Here is a 22,254-nt window from a genome sequence, read left to right on the forward strand (position 1 = left end):
GTTGCATTTTGTCAGAGCTATGAGGCTGACTATAGGAAAGAACACTCACCGGTAACAGCGATATAAGCGGCGATTATCGCGATTTGCGGCACCTGTCACAGGTGGCAAAGCGAATGTCACAGAGACAAAAGCGAGAATGCAAAACCCCACATAGACTGGATGAACACCCTGCGAAGAATAACGAAGGAGTATCCTATGTCTGAATCACAGGTGGCTGTTCTGCCTGCCGTGCAGCAGTTTTTAGACCGACACCACGGCCTGTGGATTGAAGGGCGTCAGGCCGCGTCGGACAGTGAAAAGCGGCTGAACGTCTACAACCCGGCCACGGGCGAGGTGATTGCCTCGACCGCCGATGCCAGCGTCGATGACGTTGACCGGGCCGTTATGTCCGGCTGGCGCGCCTTTGTGGCCCGCAGCTGGGCCGGAAAATTACCGGCGGAGCGCGAGCGGATCCTACTCCATTTTGCCGATCTGGTCGAACAGCACGGCGAGGAGCTGGCCCAGCTTGAAACGCTAGAGCAGGGCAAATCAATTAACATCTCCCGGGCTTTTGAAGTGGGCTGCACCCTCAACTGGATGCGCTATACCGCCGGGCTGACCACCAAAATTGCGGGCAAAACACTCGATCTTTCCATCCCGCTGCCGCAGGGTGCGCGCTACCAGGCGTGGACGCGTAAGGAGCCGGTTGGTGTGGTGGCCGGGATTGTGCCCTGGAACTTCCCGCTGATGATCGGGATGTGGAAAGTGATGCCAGCGCTGGCTGCGGGCTGCTCTATCGTCATTAAGCCGTCTGAAACCACGCCGCTGACCATGCTGCGCGTGGCGGAGCTGGCCAGTGAAGCGGGCATCCCGGACGGGGTGTTCAACGTAGTAACCGGGAGCGGCGCAGTGTGTGGCGCGGCGCTGACCTCACACCCGCATATTGCAAAGGTGAGCTTTACCGGCTCAACGGCAACGGGTAAGCAGATTGCCCGTGCGGCGGCGGACACGCTAACCGGGGTGACCCTGGAGCTGGGCGGGAAAAACCCGGCAATTGTACTCAAGGATGCGGAGCCCGCATGGGTGATAGAAGGATTAATGACCGGCAGCTTCCTGAACCAGGGGCAGGTGTGCGCGGCGAGCTCGCGCATCTACATTGAAGCCCCGCTGTTTGACACGCTGGTGAGCGGGTTCGAACAGGCGGTGAAATCCCTGAGCGTCGGGCCGGGCATGTCGCCGGAGGCGTTTATCAACCCGCTGGTGTCGCGCGCCCACTGCGATAAGGTGCAGACCTTCCTCGACGAGGCGACGTCGCGCAATGCGGAGCTGATCGTCGGTAATCGCGGCCCGGAGGGCAAAGGCTATTACGTGTCGCCTACGCTGGTGGTGAACCCGGATGCCGCGCTGCGGTTAACCCGAGAAGAGGTGTTTGGTCCGGTGGTCAACCTGGTGCGGGTATCCGACGGAGAAGAGGCGCTCCAGCTGGCAAACGACACCGAATATGGCCTGACGGCCAGCGTCTGGACGCAGAATATCAGCAAGGCGCTGGAGTACACCGATCGGCTGCAGGCGGGCACCGTGTGGGTGAACAGCCATACGCTGATTGACGCCAACCTGCCGTTCGGTGGGATGAAGCAGTCCGGCACCGGACGTGATTTTGGCCCGGACTGGCTGGACGGCTGGTGCGAAACCAAGTCGGTTTGCGTGCGGTATTAAAAAACAAGCCGGGTAAGGCGTAGCCGCCACCCGGCGTTATTCAAAGCGACCACCGATCCCGCCCGGCCTCTTTCGCCCGGTACAGCGCCGCATCGGCGCGGGCAATAATCTCGGTACCCGCAAGCCCCTCGACCATACCCGCAATCCCCATGCTCACGGTGACACGATCGCTGACGGATGACGCGCTGTGCGGTATCGACTCCGCGCGCAGGCCGTCCTGAATGCGTACCGCAACTTTTTCCGCGATATTTTCCGGGCAGTTAAACAGGATCACCACAAACTCCTCGCCGCCGTAACGTGACACCACATCGTCGGGCGTTCGCACTGACTGCTTCAACACCCGCGCCACGCGCGTCAGACAGTCGTCACCTGCCTGGTGACCGTAGGTGTCGTTGTAGCGTTTGAAATAGTCAATATCCAGCATAATCAATGAGAACGGTTTCTTCTGCTCAACCGCGTTCTCCAGCACCACTTCCATCTTCCGGCGGTTGGCGGTTGTGGTTAACGGATCCTGATGCGCCAGCGCATCCAGTCGTGAGATCAGCAGCTGGTTTTGCTGGTTACGTCGCCAGGCCTCGTCAAACCAGCTTAAGAGGATGAATCGCCCGCAGATCAGGATCAGCGAAAAGACGCTCCAGATGATAACGAAGTGAAGATTAAGGCCATCATTCAGTACCCAGCTTGCAATCGGCAAGGTTATCCAGAGCGGGAGCACGAAGGCGAGCAAACCCACAGGGTAAAAGTAGAGGGCCGTTAACCCTGCGAGTAATAAAATAACGCACAGCGGCCAGACGTGGGGGAGCAGTAAATCGGTGATAAACCAGAAGCATGATATCGACCAGATAGCGCTACAGATACACAGCACTACGCTGATACCGGCGATGCGCCGCCAGCCCATAAGGATCAGTGCAGCCGAGAGGATAATAATGCCGAGCATCGAAGCGTCGACCATTTTCATCATATGCGGCAAGTGGGGATAAAGGGGATCGCTGGCGTTAAGCAGAACATGGCGCAGCAGAATCATCACGGCGAAGCTGATGTTGACGAAAGCCAGCCAGGGCAGGTTCATCGCCAGCCCGTGCATAACCATGGCGTGGCGCGTCGACCAGGTTGCTCGCTCAAGTGTCGGTTTTTTTCTTTTTTCCATTGACGCTGTTTACCCCGTCCAGGGAATAAGTTAAGCAGAAAAGGGCGGACAGGCCGCCCTTACGTATGCATCGTTACGGCGTCACAATGTTAAACCAGAAATCAAATTTATCCATATAACCGAGCATGGTGTCGAGTTTTGCACCGTCGCCAGCGATTTTCACATCACCGTGTCTTGCGCCTGTTTGAGGGTCATCTCTTTGAGGATAATTTTGTTCAGCGTATCGCGGCTAAGAGTGATGGTAGCATCAGCATCTTTTGCCTCGGCGTTCGCCGTATGGTTCAGCACGCCATTTTCCAGTTCCAGCTTATATTTCCCGCCATCATTACCCAGATCAATATTAAACACCGATTTGGCATCGCCCGCTTTTTGTCCGTTGATGTGTACGGCAAGATAATCGAAGAACATCTCCGGGGTCATTGCCCGTACGGTATCCGGGCTGGCGGTATTCGGGGTTGGCCCTTTCACCACGCCATTACGCAACTCCTGCGCTCCGGTCAGATAGAAGTTACGCCACGGGCCGGATTCTGCCTGATAGCCAAGCTGCTCAAGCGCATCCGCTTCCAGGTTGCGTGCAGCCTGGTTGTTCGGATCGGCAAAGACCACTTTGCTCACCACCTGCGCTACCCAGCGGTAGTTTCCTTGATCGAAGTCGGTTTTCGCTTTGCTCAGTATGGCATCCGCGCCACCCATATACTCCACGAATTTCTTCGCGGCTTCTTCCGGCGGCAGTTCGTCAAGCGTCGCCGGGTTGCCGTCAAACCAGCCCAGGTAAAGCACGTAGGTGGCTTTCACGTCGTGGCTCACCGAGCCGTAATAGCCGCGGTTAGCCCAGGTATGCGCCAGCGAATCCGGGAGCTTGAAGTTAGCAGCGATTTCGTCCCGCGTTAGCCCTTCATTCGCCATACGCAGGGTCTGGTCGTTAATGTAACGATAGAGGTCACGCTGACTTTTCAGCAGGTTGACCACGTTTTCGTTGCCCCAGGTCGGCCAGTGGTGCTGTGCCATGATGATTTCGGCTTTATCACCCCAGCGTACAATCGCCTGGTTGATGTATTTCGACCACGGTAGCGGCTCGCGGATTTTGGCCCCGCGCAGCGAGTAGGTGTTATGCAGGGTGTGGGTCACATCCTCAGCGGATTCAATCAGTTTTTTCTCTTCGATATACCAGAGCATTTCTGACGGTGCTTCGGATCCCGGTGCGAGCATAAAGTCATAGGTCAGGCCGTCTATGACCTCTTTCTGGCCGTCTTTTTCAATGATGTTTGTCGGGGCAATCAGCGTCACTGTCCCGGCGGAGGTGGTGGTCCCGAGACCGGCACCCACCTGGCCTTTAGCATCGGGTTTCAGCAGGTTGCCATACATATAGCTGGCGCGGCGGCTCATCACGTTACCCGCCATGATGTTCTCGGCAACGGCCGCTTCCATAAAACCGGCCGGGGCGTAGATTTTTACCTTGCCGGACTTCACGTCAGCTTCTTCCACCACGCCGCGCACACCGCCATAGTGATCAACGTGGCTGTGGGTATAAATTATGGCGACGACAGGTTTTTTGCCGCGATTTTTAAAATAGAGCTCCATCCCGACTTTCGCCGTTTCTGCCGAAACCAGCGGGTCAACCACGGTAACACCTTCTTTCCCTTCGATGATGGTCATATTCGACAGGTCGAGATTTCGAATCTGATAAACGCCGTCGGTTACTTCAAACAGGCCGCTAATATTAATCAGCTGAGATTGACGCCATAAACTGGGGTTAACAGTCTCAGGAGCTTTATCTCCCTCTTTAATAAACGAATATTGTTGTGGATTCCAGATAACATTTCCTTGCTCCCCTTTGATAATGTCCTGAGGAAGAGGCGCAATAAAGCCTTTATGGGCATTCGTAAAATCGGTGTTATCGGAGAAGGGAAGCTGATTAAACAGGGCGTTATTGACTTGCTGTGTCGCTGCAGTGGCGTCCTTCGGGGCTTCTGCGGCAGCGGAACTGACGGAAATAACAAGTCCAGCAAGAGCAAGACTCCTGACGATCAAATTGAATTTCATCCTAAAACCTCTCAATGATGTATTACGTCGCTTGTGGAAAATTCGCGTCCTGGCTGAAAGTGATTCGAAATGAAATAAAAAAATGAAGTAGAAATAACTATAATCGGGGAGAGGTATTCAGCAAGTAAATGGATAAAACCGGGCATTGTGCCCGGTACGTTATTTATTTCTGTTCGTCTTTTTTCTTCCCGAGCGTTGGTGTCTCGTCGAAGAAGTTCCACGGTTTAAGCAGGGTATGCACCCATTCCGTCGGCATAATCGGCCACTCCTCAGCGCGCGCCACGTGGGTGGTACCGGTGGTCATCCACACCACGTCATCCTGATCGTTGAGCGACTCGTTATCCTTGCTGTACTGCCCAAGGCCCGTGTCGTGGATGGAGCGGTTCGGGAATTTCCCTTCCGGATACAGCTCGTCCGGGTGGTAACGCGTCACCCACAGCTGTTTATCCATAAAGCTCAGACGATGGTAGATCCACTCGTCCGGCGCAAATTTCGCGCCTGTCGCCACCGGATGGGTACCGCCCGCGTAAGGGATAATCTGGTACGAGACCGGGTTGCCCATGCGGTTCTCCTTGCTGGTGTTGCTCAGCAGTCGGATGGTGCCCGGGTCAAACTTCTGCGCCGCCTGCTGTTCGGTATCAATGTCATACTGGTTCACCTGCATGGTGCTGGTGCGCGGGCCGCCGGCGGTATTCGGCTTCACCTCCGGATCCATCGCCACCAGCTTGTTGTTGATGCCGTCCACGTCCATATCAAGACGGAAGTTATAGATGTGCTGATGCGTGGTGCCCACGATATTATGATCGATCAGCGTGCCGTACTTTGTGTCGTCTTTGGCGGTGGCATCATGCATGGTTTTTGCCTGCACGCCTTTCACCGCCTCGATACCCGTTGCACCGGCGTCAATGCCGATGGTGCCGTTTTCGTGGAACACCCAGTCGAAGATGTAATCGTAGTTGCCCACGGTACTCACCCAGCGCACCACCAGCTCGCGGCGTTCGGCGCTGACGTTCGGCTTGCCCATCTCCTGATGTTTATATTCTGGCCCCGCGTAGCGTTCGAAAATGGCGATCGCGCGCGGGATCTCCATCGGCGTGCCGGTGTAGTCCGGGATGGTTTCGTTGAGCATCACGGCGTTGGACGGCACGTCTTTACCGCGCACCAGCGGCGAGGTCAGGGTGCCCATGCCGTAGTCGCCGGAATCGAGATAGGCCTTGAAGTACCAGCCCACGTCCGGATCGCCGTAAGGGACAATCATGCCGCCGAGCGATCCCTGATACATCACCTGACGCTTTTTCCCGTTGTCGTTGTAAGTGACGGTCGAAATCATCGGGCCGACGCGGGAGTCCAGGCTCAGGTGGAAATCCCAGTTCTGCCAGTGCACCATGTCGCCGGTAATGGTGTAGTTCTTTCCTTCCGGCTCAATGATGTTGAGCGGTTTTTTCGGCGTCTCGACACGGTCGCGGCCGTCATAGGGGCGCGGAGTCATCGGAACCGGCACAACGGCACCTTCTTCAATCTTCTGAATTTTTTTCTGCTCAAGATCGACCACGGCCACGAGGTTCTCGATCGGGTGGGCCCAGTAGTTGCCGTCGCCGACGTCCAGATAGCTCACCACCTTAAGCAGGCGGTCTTCCTGCTTCAGGCCGTCTTTACCGTCGAAGTAGCCGACGGTAAGCGGCGTGGTGATCACTTTTTTCGGGTCGGCGATGCCGTGTTTTTTAAGCACCTCGGCAAACTCCGAGCTCTCGTTAATGATCTGCTGAACCGCGGTGAAATCATCCAGCAGCACCATGCCGTGCGCGTCCTTCACCGGCTCCCAGCGCAGGATTTTTTTATCCTTCAGGTCCACTACGCTTTCGATAACGTGCTTGCCGTCGAGCATGACGATCTTCGCCTGGCGAGGGGCGTCCACTGCCGTACCGTTGAGCACAAAGTCCCACACTTTGGCTTTCTCTGGTTCCGCAAGGGCGATCTGGGTAAAGCGGGTATTGGGTTTAAAATCCGCAGAGGCTTTCACAACCCCGACAGCCTGCTTAATTTCGTCCGCCGTCAGCGCGTTTAGCGGGTGAGGTCGTTTTTCAACCTGGAAGGTCTGGTCAAGACCAGACTGGAAAACATCGTTGATGAAGGTCTCTGAGATAAAGGCTTTTTTGTCCTTCATCACTACCGGCACTTCAAGCTTGAGGGGGTGACCGTTGACGATGGCCGTCTTTGCGCCCGGTTTGACCTTCACGAAGGCGCCGTCTTTCGCAATGGTGAACATCTGTGCGTAATCATCCCACTGAACGTCCGCGCCAAAATCCTGCAGTGTTTTGTCCATCGGGACCATATGCGCCTCGCTGCCGTGGGCGAAAGCAGGGGATTGCCAGGCGCAACACAGCGCAACGGCCATGGCCAGTGCCGTTCTACGGGCAGAAAAAGAAGAATTGCTTCCCATCGTAGACCTCATCTTGTTGTGTTTTTAGGGTTTATTGTGTTGTGACAGCCTTATCCTGACAGGCGCCTGAGAAAAGCGTTTGCCTGCATCTGCCAGGTTATTTGTTGGTCTTGCCAGGTTAAAAAAGGCGCTGAGATAAATCACAGGGTCGTGCAGAGCAATCTCCTCTCCCCGTTGGGGAGAGGGTCAGGATGAGGGAAAACGTTAGCTGAAATCACCCCGCTGGCGCGCCACCAGCGTCAGAATGGAGTAGAGCGCCACGGCCTGCTGGTGCTGGTTGAAAATCTCTACCGCCCATTCCACCACGCCGGTCGGTTTTTCCTCGGCGGTACGCTGTTTCTTCAGCGTTTTGCGCTTGCAGGTCAGACGCACCTGGATGGTGTCGCCCGGCTTGACCGGCTCGATAAAGCGCAGGTTTTCCATGCCGTAGTTGGCAATCACCGGCCCGACGCCTGCATCAACGAACAGTCCCGCCGCGGCGGAGATCAGGAAGTAGCCGTGAACCACGCGCTCGCCAAAGATCGACTCTGCCGCCCCGATCTTGTCCATATGGGCATAAAAGTGATCCCCGCTCAGGCAGGCAAAGTTCACGATATCCGCCTCCGTCAGCGTGCGGCGCGGCGTCAGCAGGCTGTCGCCCGGCTGCAGTTCCTCAAAGTATTTACGGAACGGATGGACGCGATCTTCCTGCACCGCTGCGCCACGCACCCACTGTTTGCCGATGGCGGCCAGCATCGTCGGGCTGCCCTGAATTGCGGTGCGCTGCAGGTAGTGCTTCACCGCGCGCAGGCCGCCCAGCTCTTCGCCGCCGCCCGCGCGGCCAGGGCCGCCGTGCATTAGCTGAGGAAGCGGGGAGCCGTGGCCGGTAGACTCTTTTGATGATTCTTCGTTAAGGATCTGAATACGCCCGTGGGCGCGCGCCGCGCCGGCAATAAACTGGCGGGCAATGTTCAGGTCTGCGGTGACAAGCGTCCCCGCCAGGCTGCCGCCGCCCGCGCGGGCAAGCTGCAGGGCGTGCTCTGCACTGCGATACGGCATCAGCGTGGCGACCGGGCCGAAGGCTTCGGTATCGTGCACCGCCGGAGTTTCATCCGGCTGCGGGCAGAACAGCAGGGTCGGCGGGAAGAACGCCCCCGCGGCCTGCAAATCCGCTTTGCCTCCCAGACGGATCTGGCAGCCTGCGGCGACCAGCCGATCCACTTTCTCCTGCACGTCTGCGCGCTGTTCAGCGTTGACCAGTGCTCCCATCTTCACCCCTTCCTGCGCCGGGTCGCCCATCACCACCTTTTCCAGACGGGCAATCAGCGCCTGGCTGACGGCATCAACCTGGCTTTGCGGGACGATAATCCGGCGAATGGCGGTACATTTCTGCCCGGCCTTGGCGGTCATTTCGCGGACCACCTCCCGAATGAACAGGGCAAACTCCGGCTGCTCCGGCGTGACGTCTTCACCCAACACGCAGCAGTTCAGGGAGTCGGCTTCCATAGTGAACGGTATCGAATTCGCCACAATATTCGGGTGCACGCGCAGGCTTTGCCCGGTGCTGGCGGAGCCGGTAAAGGTCACCACGTCCTGGCTGTCGAGCTGGTCGAGCAGATCGCCTGCGCCGCCGCAAATCAGGCTGATGGCGCCGTCCGGCACCAGTCCGCTGTCCACGATGGATTTGACCATCGCCTGCGTCACCTGCGCGGTAGCGGTGGCGGGCTTGATGATGGCGGGCATCCCGGCAAGCCAGGTCGGCGCGAGTTTTTCCAGCATTCCCCAGCAGGGGAAGTTGAAGGCGTTGATGTGTACCGCCACGCCGGATTTCGAGGTCAGAACGTGGCGCGCCGCAAAGCCGCCTTCTTTCGACAGCGGGATTAGCTCATCTTCCGTCCACAGCGTGTCGTCCGGCAGCTCGCGGCTGCCCAGGCTGGCATAAGTGAAGAGGGTGCCGATGCCGCCTTCAATATCGACCCAACTGTCCGCCTTCGTCGCGCCCGTCTGGGCGGACAGGGCATAAAACGCCTCTTTTTCGCCGAGCAGGTGTTTCGCCACCGCTTTCAGCATGGCGGCACGTTCAATAAAGGTCATGGCGCGCAATGCCTCGCCCCCATGCTCAATGGCATAGCGACGGGCGGCCGCCATGTCCAGCCCTTCGCTGGTCACTTCCCAGAGTGCTTCGCCGCTGATGGCGTGATGAATCGCGCGTTCGCGGCCCCGGCCAGACTGCCAGGTACCGGACAAGAAGCTGGCTAACTGCTGCATCGCTTATCTCCAAATGTTTCGTGATTTCACTATTAATAGTTTGATCGCGAATCATAAAAATCAAGCTGTGTTTTTAATGAATTGTTAACGTTGTGATCTGGCTGGACGAATCGCGTCGCGTAAAGGCACTTTATAAAAGGCCTGGCGTAAAAGCCTTGCGAGCAGCATCACAAAACCGGGAAAAAATTCTTGGGGTTATATTTAACCTTTGTGTAACTTTTAAAAAACAAAGTGATTCAACATTTCGCTTTAATTTGCAAACTAACGAATCATAAAGGTGATGACGTGACGCAAGAACAACGGTTTGAGCAGCGCATAGCGCAGGAGACGGCGATTGAGCCTCAGGACTGGATGCCGGAAGCCTACCGTAAAACGCTGATCCGCCAGATTGGTCAGCACGCGCACTCCGAAATTGTCGGCATGCTCCCGGAAGGGAACTGGATAGCCCGCGCGCCGACGCTGCGCCGAAAAGCGATCCTGCTGGCGAAAGTGCAGGACGAAGCCGGACACGGGCTTTACCTCTACAGCGCGGCGGAAACGCTGGGCTGCGCGCGGGAAGACATCTACCAGAAGATGCTCGACGGCAAGATGAAATACTCCTCCATTTTTAACTATCCGACCCTGAGCTGGGCCGATATCGGCGTGATTGGCTGGCTGGTGGACGGGGCGGCCATTGTGAACCAGGTGGCGCTGTGCCGTACCTCCTACGGCCCGTATGCCCGGGCGATGGTGAAAATCTGTAAAGAAGAGAGCTTCCACCAGCGTCAGGGTTTTGAAGCCTGCATGGCGCTGGCGCAGGGCAGTGAGGCCCAGCGTCAGATGCTGCAGGACGCCATCAACCGCTTCTGGTGGCCGGCGCTGATGATGTTCGGGCCGAACGACGACAACTCGCCGAACAGCGCCCGCAGCCTGGCCTGGAAAATCAAACGCTTTGGCAACGACGAGCTGCGTCAGCGCTTTGTCGACAACACGGTTCCGCAGGTGGAGATGCTCGGCATGACGGTGCCGGATCCGGACCTGCGTTTTGATGAAGAGAGCGGTCACTACCGCTTCGGCGAGATCGACTGGCAGGAGTTTGACGAGGTCATTAACGGGCGCGGCATCTGTAACCACGAACGTCTGGCCGCGAAACGCAAAGCCTGGGACGACGGGGCGTGGGTGCGGGAAGCCGCGCTGGCGCACGCCGAAAAACAACGTACCCGTCAGGCCGCATAAGAGGAAATAACCATGAGCAATGTCTACTGGCCGCTGTACGAAGTGTTCGTACGCAGCAAACAAGGGTTATCCCACCGTCATGTGGGCAGCCTGCATGCCGCCGACGATCGCATGGCGCTGGAAAATGCCCGTGATGCCTACACCCGCCGCAGCGAAGGGTGTTCTATCTGGGTGGTGAAGGCGAGTGAAATTGTGGCCTCCCAGCCGGAAGAGAGCGGCGAGTTCTTCGACCCGGCGGAAAGCAAGGTTTACCGCCATCCGACGTTCTACACCATCCCTGACGGCATCGAGCATATGTGAGGCAAAGAATGAACTCAGTGACTGCCTATGCCCTGCGTCTGGGCGACAACGGTCTGGTGCTCTCCCAGCGTCTCGGCGCCTGGTGCGGCCACGCGCCGGAGCTGGAAATCGACCTCGCGCTCGCCAATATCGGCCTCGACCTGCTGGGGCAGGCGCGCAATTTCCTGACCTATGCCGCGGAATTAGAAGGCCAGGGCGATGAAGACACGCTGGCGTTTGGCCGCGACGAGCGCCAGTTCCGCAACGTCCTGCTGGTGGAGCAGCCGAACGGCAGCTTCGCCGACACGATTGCCCGCCAGTACCTGATGGATGCCTGGAACGTAGCGCTGTACGAACGTCTGACTCAAAGCAGCGACGGCCAGCTTGCTGCCATCGCCGCCAAAGCCATTAAAGAGGCGCGCTACCACCTGCGCTTCAGCCGCGGCTGGCTGGTGCGGCTGGGCGACGGGACCGAAACCTCCGCGCAAAAAATGCAGCAGGCCATCGACAGCCTGTGGCGTTTTACGGCGGAGCTGTTTGACGCCGATGAGGTCGAGCTTGATCTGATTGACGCCGGCGTGGCGGTGGATGCGCGAACCCTGCGCCAGCCGTGGGAAAGTGAAGTGTTTGCTGGTCTGAAAGAAGCCTGTCTGCAGGTTCCCGCAGAGGTGGCGTACCGCACCGGGGGCAAGAAGGGGCTTCATACCGAACATCTGGGTCCGATGCTGGCGGAAATGCAGTATCTCCAGCGCGCGTATCCCGGTCAGCAGTGGTAAAGGAGAACGCTATGCAACGCCTCGTCGACATCGCGCCTGCGCAAATTCCGCAGATCTGGTCGCTGTTAAGCCAGATCCCCGATCCGGAAGTGCCGGTGTTAACCATCACCGATTTAGGCATGGTGCGCAGCGTGAAGGCGCAGGGGGAAGGCTGGGTGATTGGCTTCACGCCAACCTACTCGGGCTGCCCGGCAACGGAACACCTGCTGGGGGCGATCCGCGAGGCGATGACCGCGCACGGCTTCACTCCCGTGCACATCGTGCTCCAGCTTGAACCTGCCTGGACCACCGACTGGATGACCGCCGACGCGCGCGAGCGCCTGCGGGCGTACGGCATCAGCCCACCCGTGGGGCATAGCTGTCACGCGCACGCCCCTGCAGAGGTGAGCTGCCCGCGCTGCGCCAGCACCGACACCTCCCTTATCAGTGAATTTGGCTCGACGGCCTGCAAAGCGCTCTACCGCTGCAATACCTGCCGCGAGCCCTTCGACTATTTCAAATGTATTTGAGGCTGCCATGACAACGTTTCATTCATTAACAGTGGCAAAAGTGGAACCCGAAACCCGCGACGCGGTAACCATCACCTTCGCGGTGCCGCAGGCGTTGCAGGAGGCCTACCGCTTCCGCCCCGGCCAGCACCTGACCCTGAAAACGACGCTGGGCGAAGACGAGCTGCGCCGCTGCTACTCCATCTGCCGCAGCACCGCGCCGGGTGAGATCAGCGTGGCGGTCAAAGCGATTGAGGGCGGGCGCTTCTCCCGCTACGCCCGGGATGAGATCAAAGCGGGCATGGCGCTGGAGGTAATGGTTCCTCAAGGGCAGTTTGGCTACCAGCCGCAGCCTGAACGCGAAGGCCACTACCTGGCAATTGCCGCAGGCTCCGGGATCACCCCGATGCTGGCGATTATCTCCGCCACGCTTTCAACCGAACCCAACAGCCATTTCACCCTGATCTACGGCAACCGCAGCAGCCAGACCATGATGTTCCGCCAGGCGCTGGCGGACCTGAAGGACAAATACCCCCAGCGGCTGCAGCTGGTCTCCATCTTCAGCCAGGAGCGGCTGGACAGCGACCTGCTTTTTGGCCGCATCGACGGGGAAAAGCTGCAGGCGCTGGCGAAAACCCTGATCAACTTCCGCCAGTATGACGAGGCCTTTATCTGCGGCCCGTCGGCGATGATGGACGACGCTGAAGCGACGCTGAAAGCGTTGGGGATGCCGGAAAAATCCATTCACCTTGAGCGCTTTAACACCTCCGGAATCACCGTTAAGCGCGCGGTGCACGTGCAGGCGGAAGGACACAAAGTGACCGTGCGCCAGGACGGGCGCGACCGTGAAATCATCCTGACGGCGGACGACGAAAGCATTCTTGATGCTGCCCTGCGTCAGGGAGCGGATCTGCCGTATGCCTGCAAGGGGGGCGTGTGCGCCACCTGCAAATGCAAAGTGCTGCGCGGCAAGGTGGACATGGCAACCAACTACAGCCTGGAGCCGGACGAGCTGGCCGCCGGGTACGTACTGAGCTGTCAGTCGCTGCCGTTAACCGCCGACGTGATTGTCGACTTTGACGCGAAGGGGATGGCATGAGTGAGCTGATTGTTACCCGTCATGGCCGCGTGCTTCAGCTGACGCTGAACCGTCCGGCGGCGCGCAACGCCCTTAACAATGCGCTGCTGGCGCAGCTTGCGGAACAGCTTGAGGCTGCCGCCGTGGATGCCGACATCGCCGTCTGCGTGATTTACGGCAGCGAGCGCTGCTTTGCCGCCGGGGCCGATCTCAACGAAATGGCGGAGAAGGACCTGCCCGCCACCCTGAACGATATCCGCCCGCAGCTGTGGGCGCGCATTAACGCGTTTAACAAACCGCTGATTGCCGCCGTGAATGGCTTCGCGCTGGGCGCAGGCTGCGAGCTGGCGTTGCTGTGCGACGTGATCATTGCTGGCGATAACGCCCGTTTCGGCCTGCCGGAAATCACGCTGGGCATCATGCCCGGCGCGGGCGGCACCCAGCGTCTTATCCGCAGCGTCGGTAAATCCCTTGCCAGCAAAATGGTGCTGACCGGCGAGAGCATTACCGCAGAGCAGGCGCTGGGCGCCGGGCTGGTGAGCGATCTCTTCCCGGCGTCTCTGACACTGGAGTACGCCCTCAAGCAGGCGGCGCTGATGGCGCGCCACTCTCCGCTGGCGCTGCAGGCGGCGAAGCAGGCGCTGCGCCAGTCCCAGGAGGTGCCGCTGCAGGCCGGGCTCGCGCAGGAGCGCCAGCTGTTTACGCTGCTTGCCGCCACCGAAGACCGCCGGGAAGGTATCGACGCCTTCTTACAAAAACGCACCCCCGACTTTAAAGGACGCTAATTGTGGAATTTATTCTCAGTCACGTAGAACAGGGCGTAATGACCATTACGCTGAACCGTCCGGAGCGTCTGAACAGCTTTAACGACGTGATGCACCAGCAGCTTGCCGAGTGCCTGAAGCAGGCCGAGCGCGATGACGCCATCCGCTGCCTGCTGATCACCGGGGCAGGGCGCGGGTTTTGCGCCGGTCAGGATCTGAACGACCGTAACGTCGACCCCAACGGCCCGGCGCCGGATCTGGGGATGTCCGTGGAAACTTTCTACAACCCGCTGGTGCGACGCCTGACAAAGCTGCCGAAGCCGGTCATCTGCGCGGTTAACGGGGTGGCGGCTGGCGCGGGAGCTACGCTGGCGCTCGGTTGTGACATGGTGATTGCCGCCCGGTCGGCCAACTTCGTGATGGCCTTCAGCAAGCTCGGCCTGGTGCCGGACTGCGGCGGCACGTGGCTGCTGCCTCGCGTGGCCGGACGCGCCCGCGCCATGGGGCTGGCGCTGCTCGGGGACAAACTCAGCGCCGAGCAGGCGCAGGCGTGGGGGATGATCTGGCAAGTGGTGGACGACGACCAGCTCTCCGCCACTGCGCAGCAGATGGCGCTGCACTTTGCCTCGCAGCCGACCTTCGGCCTGGGCCTGATCAAGCAGGCGATCAATGCTGCGGAAACCAACACCCTCGACGCGCAGCTTGACCTGGAGCGCGACTATCAGCGTCTGGCCGGTCGCAGCGACGACTACCGCGAGGGCGTCAGCGCTTTCCTCGCGAAGCGCGCACCTAACTTTACGGGGAAATAAGATGCTCAACATACGGACTGTCGCCGTGATTGGCAGCGGCACGATGGGCGCGGGGATTGCAGAAGTGGCGGCCAGCCACGGGCATCAGGTGCTGCTCTACGATATTTCCAGCGATGCGATATCCCGCGCTATCGAGGGGATCCGCCAGCGTCTGGCCTCCCGGGTGACGCGCGGAAAACTCTCCGCCGATGCCGGGAGCCAGATCCTCGCCCGGCTGCTTCCCGTCACGGATATCGCCGCGCTCTCCGTCGCCGAACTGGTGATTGAAGCGGCCTCGGAACGGCTGGAGGTGAAAAAGGCGCTGTTTTCGCAGCTGGCGGAAATCTGCCCGCCGCAGACGGTGCTGACAAGCAATACCTCTTCGATCTCCGTCACGGCGATTGCTGCGGATATCCACCATCCGGAGCGCGTCGCCGGGCTGCACTTCTTCAACCCGGCGCCGGTCATGAAGCTGGTGGAGGTGGTCAGCGGGCTGGCGACCTCCCCGGAAGTGGCCGACGCGCTGTGCGAACTGGCGCTGAACTGGGGCAAGCAGCCCGTGCGCTGCCAGTCAACGCCGGGGTTCATCGTCAACCGCGTCGCGCGTCCGTTCTATTCCGAGGCCTGGCGCGCGCTGGAAGAGCAGGTGGCCGCGCCGGAGGTGATTGACGCCGCCCTGCGCGAAGGCGGCGGCTTCCCGATGGGCCCGCTGGAGCTGACCGACATGATTGGTCAGGACGTGAACTTCGCGGTGACCTGCTCGGTATTTAACGCCTTCTGGCAGGAGCGTCGTTTTCTGCCCTCGCTGGTCCAGCAGGAGCTGGTGCTGGCTGGCAGGCTGGGCAAAAAAAGCGGGAAGGGCGTTTATGACTGGCAGGGCGACAGGCCCGGGGTGCGCTGGGCTGATACCGTGAACGACAGCTACAGCCCGATGCGCGTGGAAAAAAGACGTGACGGTGTCACGGAAATTGATGATGTGTACCTGATTGAAACGCAGGGCGAAACCGCGCAGGCCCTGGCGCTGCGGCTTAACGGCCCGGTGGTGGTGGTGGACCGCATCGAGCGCGACGTCGCGATCATCGCCGCAGCCGCCAGCAACCCGCATACCGCGACGCAAAAGGCCATCCGCTACCTGCAACAGCAGGGGCTTCGGGTGTTACAGATTGCCGATTATCCCGGCCTGCTGGTCTGGCGCACGGTGGCGATGATTGCCAACGAAGCGCTGGATGCTCTGCAAAAAGGGGTCGCCAGCGAGAAGGACATCGATACCGCCATGCGCCTGGGCGTCAACTACCCGAGCGGGCCGATCGCCTGGGGAGAGCGTCTGGGCTGGCAGCGCCTGCTGACGCTGCTGGAGAACCTGCAGCGCCATTACGGCGAAGAACGCTATCGCCCCTGTTCCCTGCTGCGCCAGCGCGCGCTTCTGGAGAGTAGCTATGAGTCATAACGCCTGGCACAACGCCCGCGCCATGTACGAACGGGACGCCTGCGCGCAGGCGATGGGGATGGACATTGTCGATATGGACGACGGCTACGCGGTGGTGTCCATGACCATCACCCCGCAGATGCTCAACGGCCACCAAACCTGCCACGGCGGACAGCTGTTTTCGCTGGCAGACACCGCCTTTGCCTACGCCTGCAACAGTCAGGGGCTGGCGGCGGTGGCCTCCGGCTGTTCGATTGATTTTCTGCGTCCGGGCTTTGCCGGGGACACGCTAACCGCCACCGCGCGGGTGAAGCATCAGGGCAGGCTGACCGGCGTGTACGACATTGAAATTCAGAACCAGCAACAGAAAACCGTCGCCCTTTTTCGCGGAAAATCTCACCGCATCGGCGGCAATGTGACAGGAGAGGCCTGATGCGTGACGCATTTATTTGTGATGGCGTTCGAACCCCGGTGGGGCGCTACGGCGGGGCGCTTTCCGCCGTTCGGACTGACGATCTTGGCGCCGTGCCGCTGCGCGCGCTGCTGGCCCGCTATCCGCAGCTCGATCTGGAGCGGATTGACGACGTGATCTTCGGCTGCGCGAACCAGGCGGGTGAAGATAACCGCAACGTGGCGCGTATGTCGTCGCTGCTGGCCGGGCTGCCGCAGACGGTGTCCGGAACCACCATTAACCGCCTGTGCGGGTCGGGGCTGGACGCGATTGGTTTTGCCGCACGCGCCATTAAGGCGGGCGACGGCGACCTGCTGATTGCGGGCGGCGTGGAGTCCATGTCCCGCGCGCCGTTTGTGATGGGCAAAGCCACCGCCGCGTTCCAGCGACAGGCGGAGATCTTTGATACCACCATCGGCTGGCGATTTGTGAATCCGCTCATGCATCAGCAATTCGGAACTGACAGCATGCCGGAAACGGCAGAGAATGTAGCTGAATTGTTAAATATCAGCCGTGCCGATCAGGACGCGTTCGCGCTGCGCAGCCAGCAGCGTACCGCGCAGGCGCAGCAGAACGGCATTCTGGCGCAGGAGATTGTGTCGGTGCAGGTGCCGGGGAAAAAAGGGGCGGTCAACGAGTTCAGCGAGGATGAACATCCCCGCGCGGACACCACGCTTGAGCAGCTTGCCGGGCTAAAAACGCCGTTCCGCAGGAACGGGGTGGTCACGGCGGGAAATGCCTCCGGCGTCAACGACGGCGCAGCGGCGCTGATCGTCGCCAGCGAGCAGATGGCGCTGGCGCAGGGGCTGGTCCCGCGCACGCGGATCGTGGCGATGGCGACGGCAGGCGTGGAGCCACGTCTGATGGGGCTCGGTCCGGTCCCGGCTACCCGCAGGGTGCTGGAGCGCGCCGGACTCAGCATTAACGAGATGGACGTGATCGAGCTCAACGAAGCTTTCGCCGCGCAGGCGCTGGGCGTGCTGCGTCAGCTGGGATTGCCGGATGATGCCGCGCACGTCAACCCGAACGGTGGCGCGATAGCGATTGGTCACCCGCTGGGGATGAGCGGCGCCAGACTGGCGCTGGCCGCGAGTAATGAACTGCACCGACGCGGCGGGCGCTACGCGCTGTGTACGATGTGCATCGGTGTGGGTCAGGGTATTGCCATGATCCTTGAGCGTGTTTGAGCATAAAAACAATGTGAGTACCCTACAATGACAAATACAACAAAGCTTGATCCGATTGAAACGGCCTCCCTTGACGAACTGCAGGCGCTGCAGACCGCGCGTCTGAAATGGACGCTGCACCACGCCTATAACAACGTGCCGATGTACAAACGCAAGTTTGACGCCGCGGGCGTTCACCCTGACGATTTCAACGAGCTGGCGGATATCCGCAAATTCCCGTGCACTACCAAGCAGGACCTGCGGGATAACTATCCGTTTGATACCTTTGCCGTGCCGATGGAGCAGGTGGTGCGTATTCACGCGTCATCCGGCACCACCGGCAAACCGACCGTTGTCGGCTACACGCAGGGTGACATCGACAACTGGGCCAACCTGGTGGCCCGCTCCCTGCGCGCTGCGGGCGGCAGCGCGAAGGACAAAATTCACGTGGCATATGGCTATGGCCTGTTTACCGGCGGGCTGGGCGCGCACTACGGCGCCGAGCGTTTGGGGGCGACGGTGATCCCGATGTCCGGCGGCCAGACAGAGAAACAGGCGCAGCTGATCCGTGATTTCCAGCCGGACATGATCATGGTGACGCCGTCCTACTGCCTCAACCTGATTGAGGAGCTGGAGCGCCAGATGGGCGGCGACGCCAGCACCTGCTCACTGCGCGTTGGCGTTTTCGGCGCGGAGCCGTGGACACAGGCCATGCGTCGCGAAATCGAAAAACGCTTAGGCATTACGGCGCTGGACATCTATGGCCTCTCCGAGGTGATGGGGCCGGGCGTGGCGATGGAGTGTATCGAAACCGCCGACGGCCCAACCATCTGGGAAGATCATTTCTACCCGGAGATCGTCAACCCGAACGACGGCACGCCGCTGGATGACGGCCAGCAGGGCGAACTGCTGTTCACCACGCTGACCAAAGAGGCGCTGCCGGTGATCCGCTACCGAACCCGCGACCTGACGCGTCTGCTGCCGGCAACCGCGCGCAGTATGCGCCGTATGGACCGGATCAGCGGCCGCAGCGACGATATGCTGATCATCCGCGGCGTCAACGTTTTCCCGTCGCAGCTGGAAGAGGAGATCGTGAAGTTCGAACACCTTTCTCCGCACTATCAGCTGGAGGTGAACCGTCGTGGGCATCTTGATTCACTTTCCGTGAAGGTGGAGCTGAAAGAGAGCAGCTTAACGCTGACGCACGAGCAGCGTTGCCAGGTGTGCCACCAGCTGCGCCACCGCATAAAGTCGATGGTCGGGATTTCCACCGACGTGATGATTGTGAACTGCGGCAGCATCCCGCGCTCGGAGGGGAAAGCCTGCCGGGTGTTTGATCTGCGTAAAGTTGCGGCTAACGGTTAAAACACCTGGCCATCTCCCCTTTGGGGAGAGGGCCAGGGTGAGGGACTTATGCTATGATTCATCCAGGACAAAAATAACAACAGAATGAATCACATGAATAAACTCGATGCCTTTATCCAGCACGCGGTCAGCTCGGTTCCCGTCAGCGGAACGTCGCTTATCTCCTCGTTATACGGTGACGCGCTTTCCCACCGCGGCGGCGAGATTTGGCTCGGCAGCCTGGCCGCCTTACTGGAAGGCATGGGATTTGGCGAGCGCTTCGTGCGCACCGCGCTGTTTCGCCTCAACAAAGAGGGCTGGCTGGACGTCTCCCGCATCGGGCGGCGCAGCTTTTACCGCCTGAGCGATAAGGGGCTACGGCTGACGCGTCGCGCGGAGAATAAGATTTATCGCGCAGAGCTGCCCGCCTGGGACGGCAAATGGCTGCTGCTGCTTTCCGAAGGGCTGGATAAAACTACGCTCGCGGATGTGAAAAAACAACTCATCTGGCAAGGATTTGGCACGCTGGCACCGAGCCTGATGGCCTCGCCGTCCCAGCATCTGGCGGACGTGCAGTCCCTGCTTCATGATGCCGGCGTGGCGGAAAACGTGATCTTCTTCGAAGCCCACTCGCCGCTGGCGCTCTCCCGCGCCGCGCTGCGTTCGCGGGTGGAAGAGTGCTGGCAGTTAACCGAGCAAAACGCGATGTACGAGTCGTTTATCAACTCGTTCCGCCCGCTGCTGCCTCTGCTGAAGGAGGCCGCGCCGGAGGAGCTGACGCCGGAGCGCTGCTTCCAGATCCAGCTGCTGCTGATTCACTTTTATCGCCGCGTGGTGCTGAAGGACCCGCTGCTGCCGGAGGAGTTACTGCCCGCGCACTGGGCGGGGCAAAGCGCCCGACAGCTCTGCATTAATATCTATCAGCGTGTCGCGCCGGGGGCGCTGGCGTTTGTCAGCGAGAAGGGCGAAACCTCCGTGGGCGAACTGCCCGTGCCCGGCACGCTCTACTATCAACGCTTTGGTGGTCTTACAAGCGCATAAGGAGTGAAGATGCCAGTTTATCAAATTGACGGTCTGACGCCGGTGGTACCTGACGAGAGCTATGTTCACCCAACGGCGGTGCTGATTGGCGACGTAATTCTGGGTAAAGGCGTTTATGTTGGCCCTAACGCCAGCCTGCGCGGTGATTTTGGCCGTATCGTGGTGAAAGATGGCGCGAACATTCAGGATAATTGCGTGATGCACGGTTTCCCGGAGCAGGACACGGTGGTGGAGGAAGAGGGGCATATCGGCCACAGCGCCATCCTGCACGGCTGCATCATCCGCCGCAACGCGCTGGTGGGTATGAACGCGGTGGTGATGGACGGGGCAGTGATTGGTGAAAACAGCATCGTCGGCGCGGCGGCGTTCGTGAAGGCGAAAGCGGAGATGCCTGCCAACCACTTGATTATCGGCAGCCCGGCGAAAGCGATTCGCGAGCTGAGCGAGCAGGAGATGGCGTGGAAGCGGCAGGGCACCCGGGAGTATCAAGTGCTGGTGGAGCGCTGCAAGCTAACTATGCACCAGGTTGAGCCGCTGCGCGAGGCTGAGCCTGACCGGAAACGGCTGGCGTTTGACGAGAACTTAAGGCCGAAGTCGGCGATGTAGGGGTAAGGCCGTCTTTTTTCGCCATATCCATCAGTAGCGCGATGCCAATATAGTTGCTCCAGTTAAAGATATTTTGCAGCACCACCACCGCATTGCCTTTCTCTTTGTCATAGCCGATGAAGCTGGAGTAGCCGCCGATATAGCCGACCTGATAGGTGATTTTTTCCAGACCGATAAAGTCGGTGGTCCAGGCAATGCCCTGCACCCCGTCGGGGCGTTGAATATCGGTATTTCTGACTTCGTCAAAGACTCTGTCCAGCAAGGGATTGTGGGTCGTAGAGATGTGATAGCGGGCATAGGCCGCCAGATCTTCGGCGTTACTGTACAGGCTTGCCGCCGCCACCATGTTGTTGGAAAAATGCCAGTCTGGCGTCAGTTGCCCGCGCGGGATGAATTTTGGCTGATCGCCCGCGTGGCCGAGCGCCCGCTGGGGGTATCCTTTGAGCTTCTGGGGCGTAAAGCTGCTGTTAGCCATATGCAGCGGACGGAAAATATAGCGTGACGCTAAACTCTGAATATCTTCGCCGGTTTTGTGCTTCAGGATATAGCCAATCAGGGCGTAGCCGGTATTCGAGTATTGCGGCGTTTTATCTCTCGGCGCGCGCCAGTTCGCCAGATAACGCAGCACTTTATCGCTGTCCAGTTCACCGTAGAAATTATCACCCGTGCCTAAGTAGCGGATGAATTTTCCGAGCATCGGAACATCCATATTCTGGCGCGGAAGGCCGGAGGTGTGGGTTACCAGCTCCAGCAGGGTGATTTTTTGTGCATCCTTACTTAGCGGCGTTCCCGGCGGTAGCAATGTCGCCAGGCTGTCGTTCCAGTTCAGTTGCCCCTCACTCACCAGACAGGCCACCACTTCCGCCGTGATCCCTTTGCTGAGCGAGCCGAGCGCAAACAGGGTATCGGGCCTGACCGGGTAGCGGTTGACCGCATCGGTAACGCCCCAGGTGTAAAACTGAGGCGAGCCGTGATTATGGATTACCGCGACCGTCATTCCTGGAACGGACTTTTGCGCCATGTAGTGGCGCACCACGCTGTCAACGTCGCCATCCAGCGATTCATGGGTGAGGAGTTCCTGGGTACCTTCCGGGGAGGACATTTGCGAGAGCGTGCCACAACCGCTGAGTAATGGGATAGCAAACAGAAGCCAGCGAATTTTTTTTGTGATGTTCTGCATACCTGATAGCGAGTGTGGTGGTCATTGGCGCGGCGGGAATGTATCACACTTAGCCTGTTTGAATGTAAACTTTCTGTACG

18 protein-coding genes and 1 pseudogene are annotated in these 22,254 nt (G+C 59.5%); 14 read left to right on the top strand and 5 right to left on the bottom strand.

Annotated features, from left to right (window positions below; genetic code table 11):
• The first annotated feature begins 195 nt into the window (after positions 1 to 195).
• Positions 196 to 1,695 carry an aldehyde dehydrogenase family protein gene (locus ACMGGH_RS15675; RefSeq protein WP_045261430.1) on the top strand — a complete coding sequence of 500 codons (1,500 nt, stop codon included), beginning with the start codon at positions 196 to 198 and terminating at the stop codon, positions 1,693 to 1,695.
• Positions 1,696 to 1,735: 40 nt separating this feature from the next.
• Here ACMGGH_RS15675 and ACMGGH_RS15680 read toward each other — a convergent pair whose 3' ends face one another.
• The 4 genes and pseudogenes from ACMGGH_RS15680 to paaZ all read right to left on the bottom strand — a co-directional run bounded on the left by ACMGGH_RS15680 (position 1,736) and on the right by paaZ (position 9,572).
• A complete protein-coding gene (locus tag ACMGGH_RS15680; protein WP_045261429.1) occupies positions 1,736 to 2,842 on the bottom strand; it encodes a GGDEF domain-containing protein in 1,107 nt (368 codons plus the stop codon).
• 73 nt (positions 2,843 to 2,915) lie between these two features.
• A pseudogene (locus ACMGGH_RS15685) lies at positions 2,916 to 4,885 on the bottom strand (alkyl/aryl-sulfatase).
• Between the two features lie 163 nt (positions 4,886 to 5,048).
• On the bottom strand, positions 5,049 to 7,325 hold the full coding sequence (gene tynA, locus ACMGGH_RS15690; protein WP_219259130.1) for a primary-amine oxidase: 2,277 nt from the start codon (positions 7,323 to 7,325) through the stop codon (positions 5,049 to 5,051).
• Between the two features lie 204 nt (positions 7,326 to 7,529).
• On the bottom strand, positions 7,530 to 9,572 hold the full coding sequence (gene paaZ / locus ACMGGH_RS15695) for a phenylacetic acid degradation bifunctional protein PaaZ (RefSeq protein ID WP_232948193.1): 2,043 nt from the start codon (positions 9,570 to 9,572) through the stop codon (positions 7,530 to 7,532).
• Positions 9,573 to 9,857: 285 nt separating this feature from the next.
• On the opposite strand from paaZ, the gene paaA reads away from it, so the two are divergent.
• From paaA to paaY, 13 genes are all read left to right on the top strand, one after another.
• Positions 9,858 to 10,787 carry a 1,2-phenylacetyl-CoA epoxidase subunit PaaA gene (paaA, locus tag ACMGGH_RS15700; protein ID WP_028013027.1) on the top strand — a complete coding sequence of 310 codons (930 nt, stop codon included), beginning with the start codon at positions 9,858 to 9,860 and terminating at the stop codon, positions 10,785 to 10,787.
• 12 nt (positions 10,788 to 10,799) lie between these two features.
• Positions 10,800 to 11,087: a 1,2-phenylacetyl-CoA epoxidase subunit PaaB gene (paaB, locus tag ACMGGH_RS15705; protein WP_003857353.1), complete on the top strand. Its 288-nt coding sequence runs from the start codon at positions 10,800 to 10,802 to the stop codon at positions 11,085 to 11,087.
• An 8-nt stretch (positions 11,088 to 11,095) separates the two neighbouring features.
• Positions 11,096 to 11,842, top strand: a complete 747-nt coding sequence (paaC, locus tag ACMGGH_RS15710; RefSeq protein ID WP_028013028.1) for a 1,2-phenylacetyl-CoA epoxidase subunit PaaC — start codon at positions 11,096 to 11,098, stop codon at positions 11,840 to 11,842.
• Between the two features lie 11 nt (positions 11,843 to 11,853).
• Positions 11,854 to 12,351 carry a 1,2-phenylacetyl-CoA epoxidase subunit PaaD gene (gene paaD, locus ACMGGH_RS15715; protein ID WP_028013029.1) on the top strand — a complete coding sequence of 166 codons (498 nt, stop codon included), beginning with the start codon at positions 11,854 to 11,856 and terminating at the stop codon, positions 12,349 to 12,351.
• 7 nt (positions 12,352 to 12,358) lie between these two features.
• Positions 12,359 to 13,429 carry a 1,2-phenylacetyl-CoA epoxidase subunit PaaE gene (paaE, locus tag ACMGGH_RS15720; protein ID WP_232948194.1) on the top strand — a complete coding sequence of 357 codons (1,071 nt, stop codon included), beginning with the start codon at positions 12,359 to 12,361 and terminating at the stop codon, positions 13,427 to 13,429.
• Positions 13,426 to 14,193, top strand: coding sequence for a 2,3-dehydroadipyl-CoA hydratase PaaF (gene paaF / locus ACMGGH_RS15725; RefSeq protein ID WP_047368477.1), 768 nt, complete (start codon positions 13,426 to 13,428; stop codon positions 14,191 to 14,193). Before paaE ends, paaF begins: the two co-directional genes overlap by 4 nt.
• The gene (gene paaG / locus ACMGGH_RS15730) at positions 14,193 to 14,981 is read left to right on the top strand and encodes a 2-(1,2-epoxy-1,2-dihydrophenyl)acetyl-CoA isomerase PaaG (protein ID WP_232948383.1); all 789 of its coding nucleotides are present in this window, start codon (positions 14,193 to 14,195) and stop codon (positions 14,979 to 14,981) included. The genes paaF and paaG overlap by 1 nt, the downstream gene beginning before the upstream one ends.
• Before the next feature lies 1 nt (position 14,982).
• Positions 14,983 to 16,407: a 3-hydroxyacyl-CoA dehydrogenase PaaH gene (gene paaH, locus ACMGGH_RS15735; RefSeq protein WP_232948195.1), complete on the top strand. Its 1,425-nt coding sequence runs from the start codon at positions 14,983 to 14,985 to the stop codon at positions 16,405 to 16,407.
• Complete coding sequence (gene paaI / locus ACMGGH_RS15740; RefSeq protein WP_028013034.1) at positions 16,397 to 16,819, top strand: hydroxyphenylacetyl-CoA thioesterase PaaI; 423 nt, start codon at positions 16,397 to 16,399, stop codon at positions 16,817 to 16,819. Before paaH ends, paaI begins: the two co-directional genes overlap by 11 nt.
• Positions 16,819 to 18,024, top strand: a complete 1,206-nt coding sequence (gene pcaF / locus ACMGGH_RS15745; RefSeq protein WP_232948196.1) for a 3-oxoadipyl-CoA thiolase — start codon at positions 16,819 to 16,821, stop codon at positions 18,022 to 18,024. The genes paaI and pcaF overlap by 1 nt, the downstream gene beginning before the upstream one ends.
• Before the next feature lie 27 nt (positions 18,025 to 18,051).
• Positions 18,052 to 19,368: a phenylacetate--CoA ligase PaaK gene (paaK, locus tag ACMGGH_RS15750; RefSeq protein WP_047365282.1), complete on the top strand. Its 1,317-nt coding sequence runs from the start codon at positions 18,052 to 18,054 to the stop codon at positions 19,366 to 19,368.
• 84 nt (positions 19,369 to 19,452) lie between these two features.
• Entirely contained in the window at positions 19,453 to 20,388 is a 936-nt protein-coding gene (gene paaX, locus ACMGGH_RS15755) for a phenylacetic acid degradation operon negative regulatory protein PaaX (protein ID WP_021241337.1), read from the top strand.
• Between the two features lie 9 nt (positions 20,389 to 20,397).
• A complete protein-coding gene (gene paaY / locus ACMGGH_RS15760) occupies positions 20,398 to 20,994 on the top strand; it encodes a phenylacetic acid degradation protein PaaY (RefSeq protein WP_028013037.1) in 597 nt (198 codons plus the stop codon).
• Here the strand turns inward: paaY and ACMGGH_RS15765 are convergent.
• Positions 20,903 to 22,174 (bottom strand): serine hydrolase domain-containing protein, encoded by a 1,272-nt coding sequence (locus tag ACMGGH_RS15765; protein WP_232948197.1) that lies wholly within the window; start codon positions 22,172 to 22,174, stop codon positions 20,903 to 20,905. The two genes, paaY and ACMGGH_RS15765, sit on opposite strands and share 92 nt — an antisense overlap.
• Positions 22,175 to 22,254: the final 80 nt, after the last annotated feature.

It is taken from the genome of Enterobacter sp. BNK-16, from assembly GCF_048684955.1.
In the GTDB taxonomy this organism is placed as follows: Bacteria; Pseudomonadota; Gammaproteobacteria; order Enterobacterales; family Enterobacteriaceae; genus Enterobacter; species Enterobacter bugandensis.

Excerpts from the sequence above, each read along its gene's own strand:
- ACMGGH_RS15675 (WP_045261430.1), top strand. The coding sequence starts at position 196 with ATGTCTGAATCACAGGTGGCTGTTCTGCCTGCCGTGCAGCAGTTTTTA.
- ACMGGH_RS15680 (WP_045261429.1), bottom strand. The coding sequence starts at position 2,842 with ATGGAAAAAAGAAAAAAACCGACACTTGAGCGAGCAACCTGGTCGACG.
- tynA (WP_219259130.1), bottom strand. The coding sequence starts at position 7,325 with ATGGGAAGCAATTCTTCTTTTTCTGCCCGTAGAACGGCACTGGCCATG.
- paaZ (WP_232948193.1), bottom strand. The coding sequence starts at position 9,572 with ATGCAGCAGTTAGCCAGCTTCTTGTCCGGTACCTGGCAGTCTGGCCGG.
- paaB (WP_003857353.1), top strand. The coding sequence starts at position 10,800 with ATGAGCAATGTCTACTGGCCGCTGTACGAAGTGTTCGTACGCAGCAAA.
- paaC (WP_028013028.1), top strand. The coding sequence starts at position 11,096 with ATGAACTCAGTGACTGCCTATGCCCTGCGTCTGGGCGACAACGGTCTG.
- paaD (WP_028013029.1), top strand. The coding sequence starts at position 11,854 with ATGCAACGCCTCGTCGACATCGCGCCTGCGCAAATTCCGCAGATCTGG.
- paaE (WP_232948194.1), top strand. The coding sequence starts at position 12,359 with ATGACAACGTTTCATTCATTAACAGTGGCAAAAGTGGAACCCGAAACC.
- paaF (WP_047368477.1), top strand. The coding sequence starts at position 13,426 with ATGAGTGAGCTGATTGTTACCCGTCATGGCCGCGTGCTTCAGCTGACG.
- paaH (WP_232948195.1), top strand. The coding sequence starts at position 14,983 with ATGCTCAACATACGGACTGTCGCCGTGATTGGCAGCGGCACGATGGGC.
- paaI (WP_028013034.1), top strand. The coding sequence starts at position 16,397 with ATGAGTCATAACGCCTGGCACAACGCCCGCGCCATGTACGAACGGGAC.
- pcaF (WP_232948196.1), top strand. The coding sequence starts at position 16,819 with ATGCGTGACGCATTTATTTGTGATGGCGTTCGAACCCCGGTGGGGCGC.
- paaK (WP_047365282.1), top strand. The coding sequence starts at position 18,052 with ATGACAAATACAACAAAGCTTGATCCGATTGAAACGGCCTCCCTTGAC.
- paaX (WP_021241337.1), top strand. The coding sequence starts at position 19,453 with ATGAATCACATGAATAAACTCGATGCCTTTATCCAGCACGCGGTCAGC.
- paaY (WP_028013037.1), top strand. The coding sequence starts at position 20,398 with ATGCCAGTTTATCAAATTGACGGTCTGACGCCGGTGGTACCTGACGAG.
- ACMGGH_RS15765 (WP_232948197.1), bottom strand. The coding sequence starts at position 22,174 with ATGCAGAACATCACAAAAAAAATTCGCTGGCTTCTGTTTGCTATCCCA.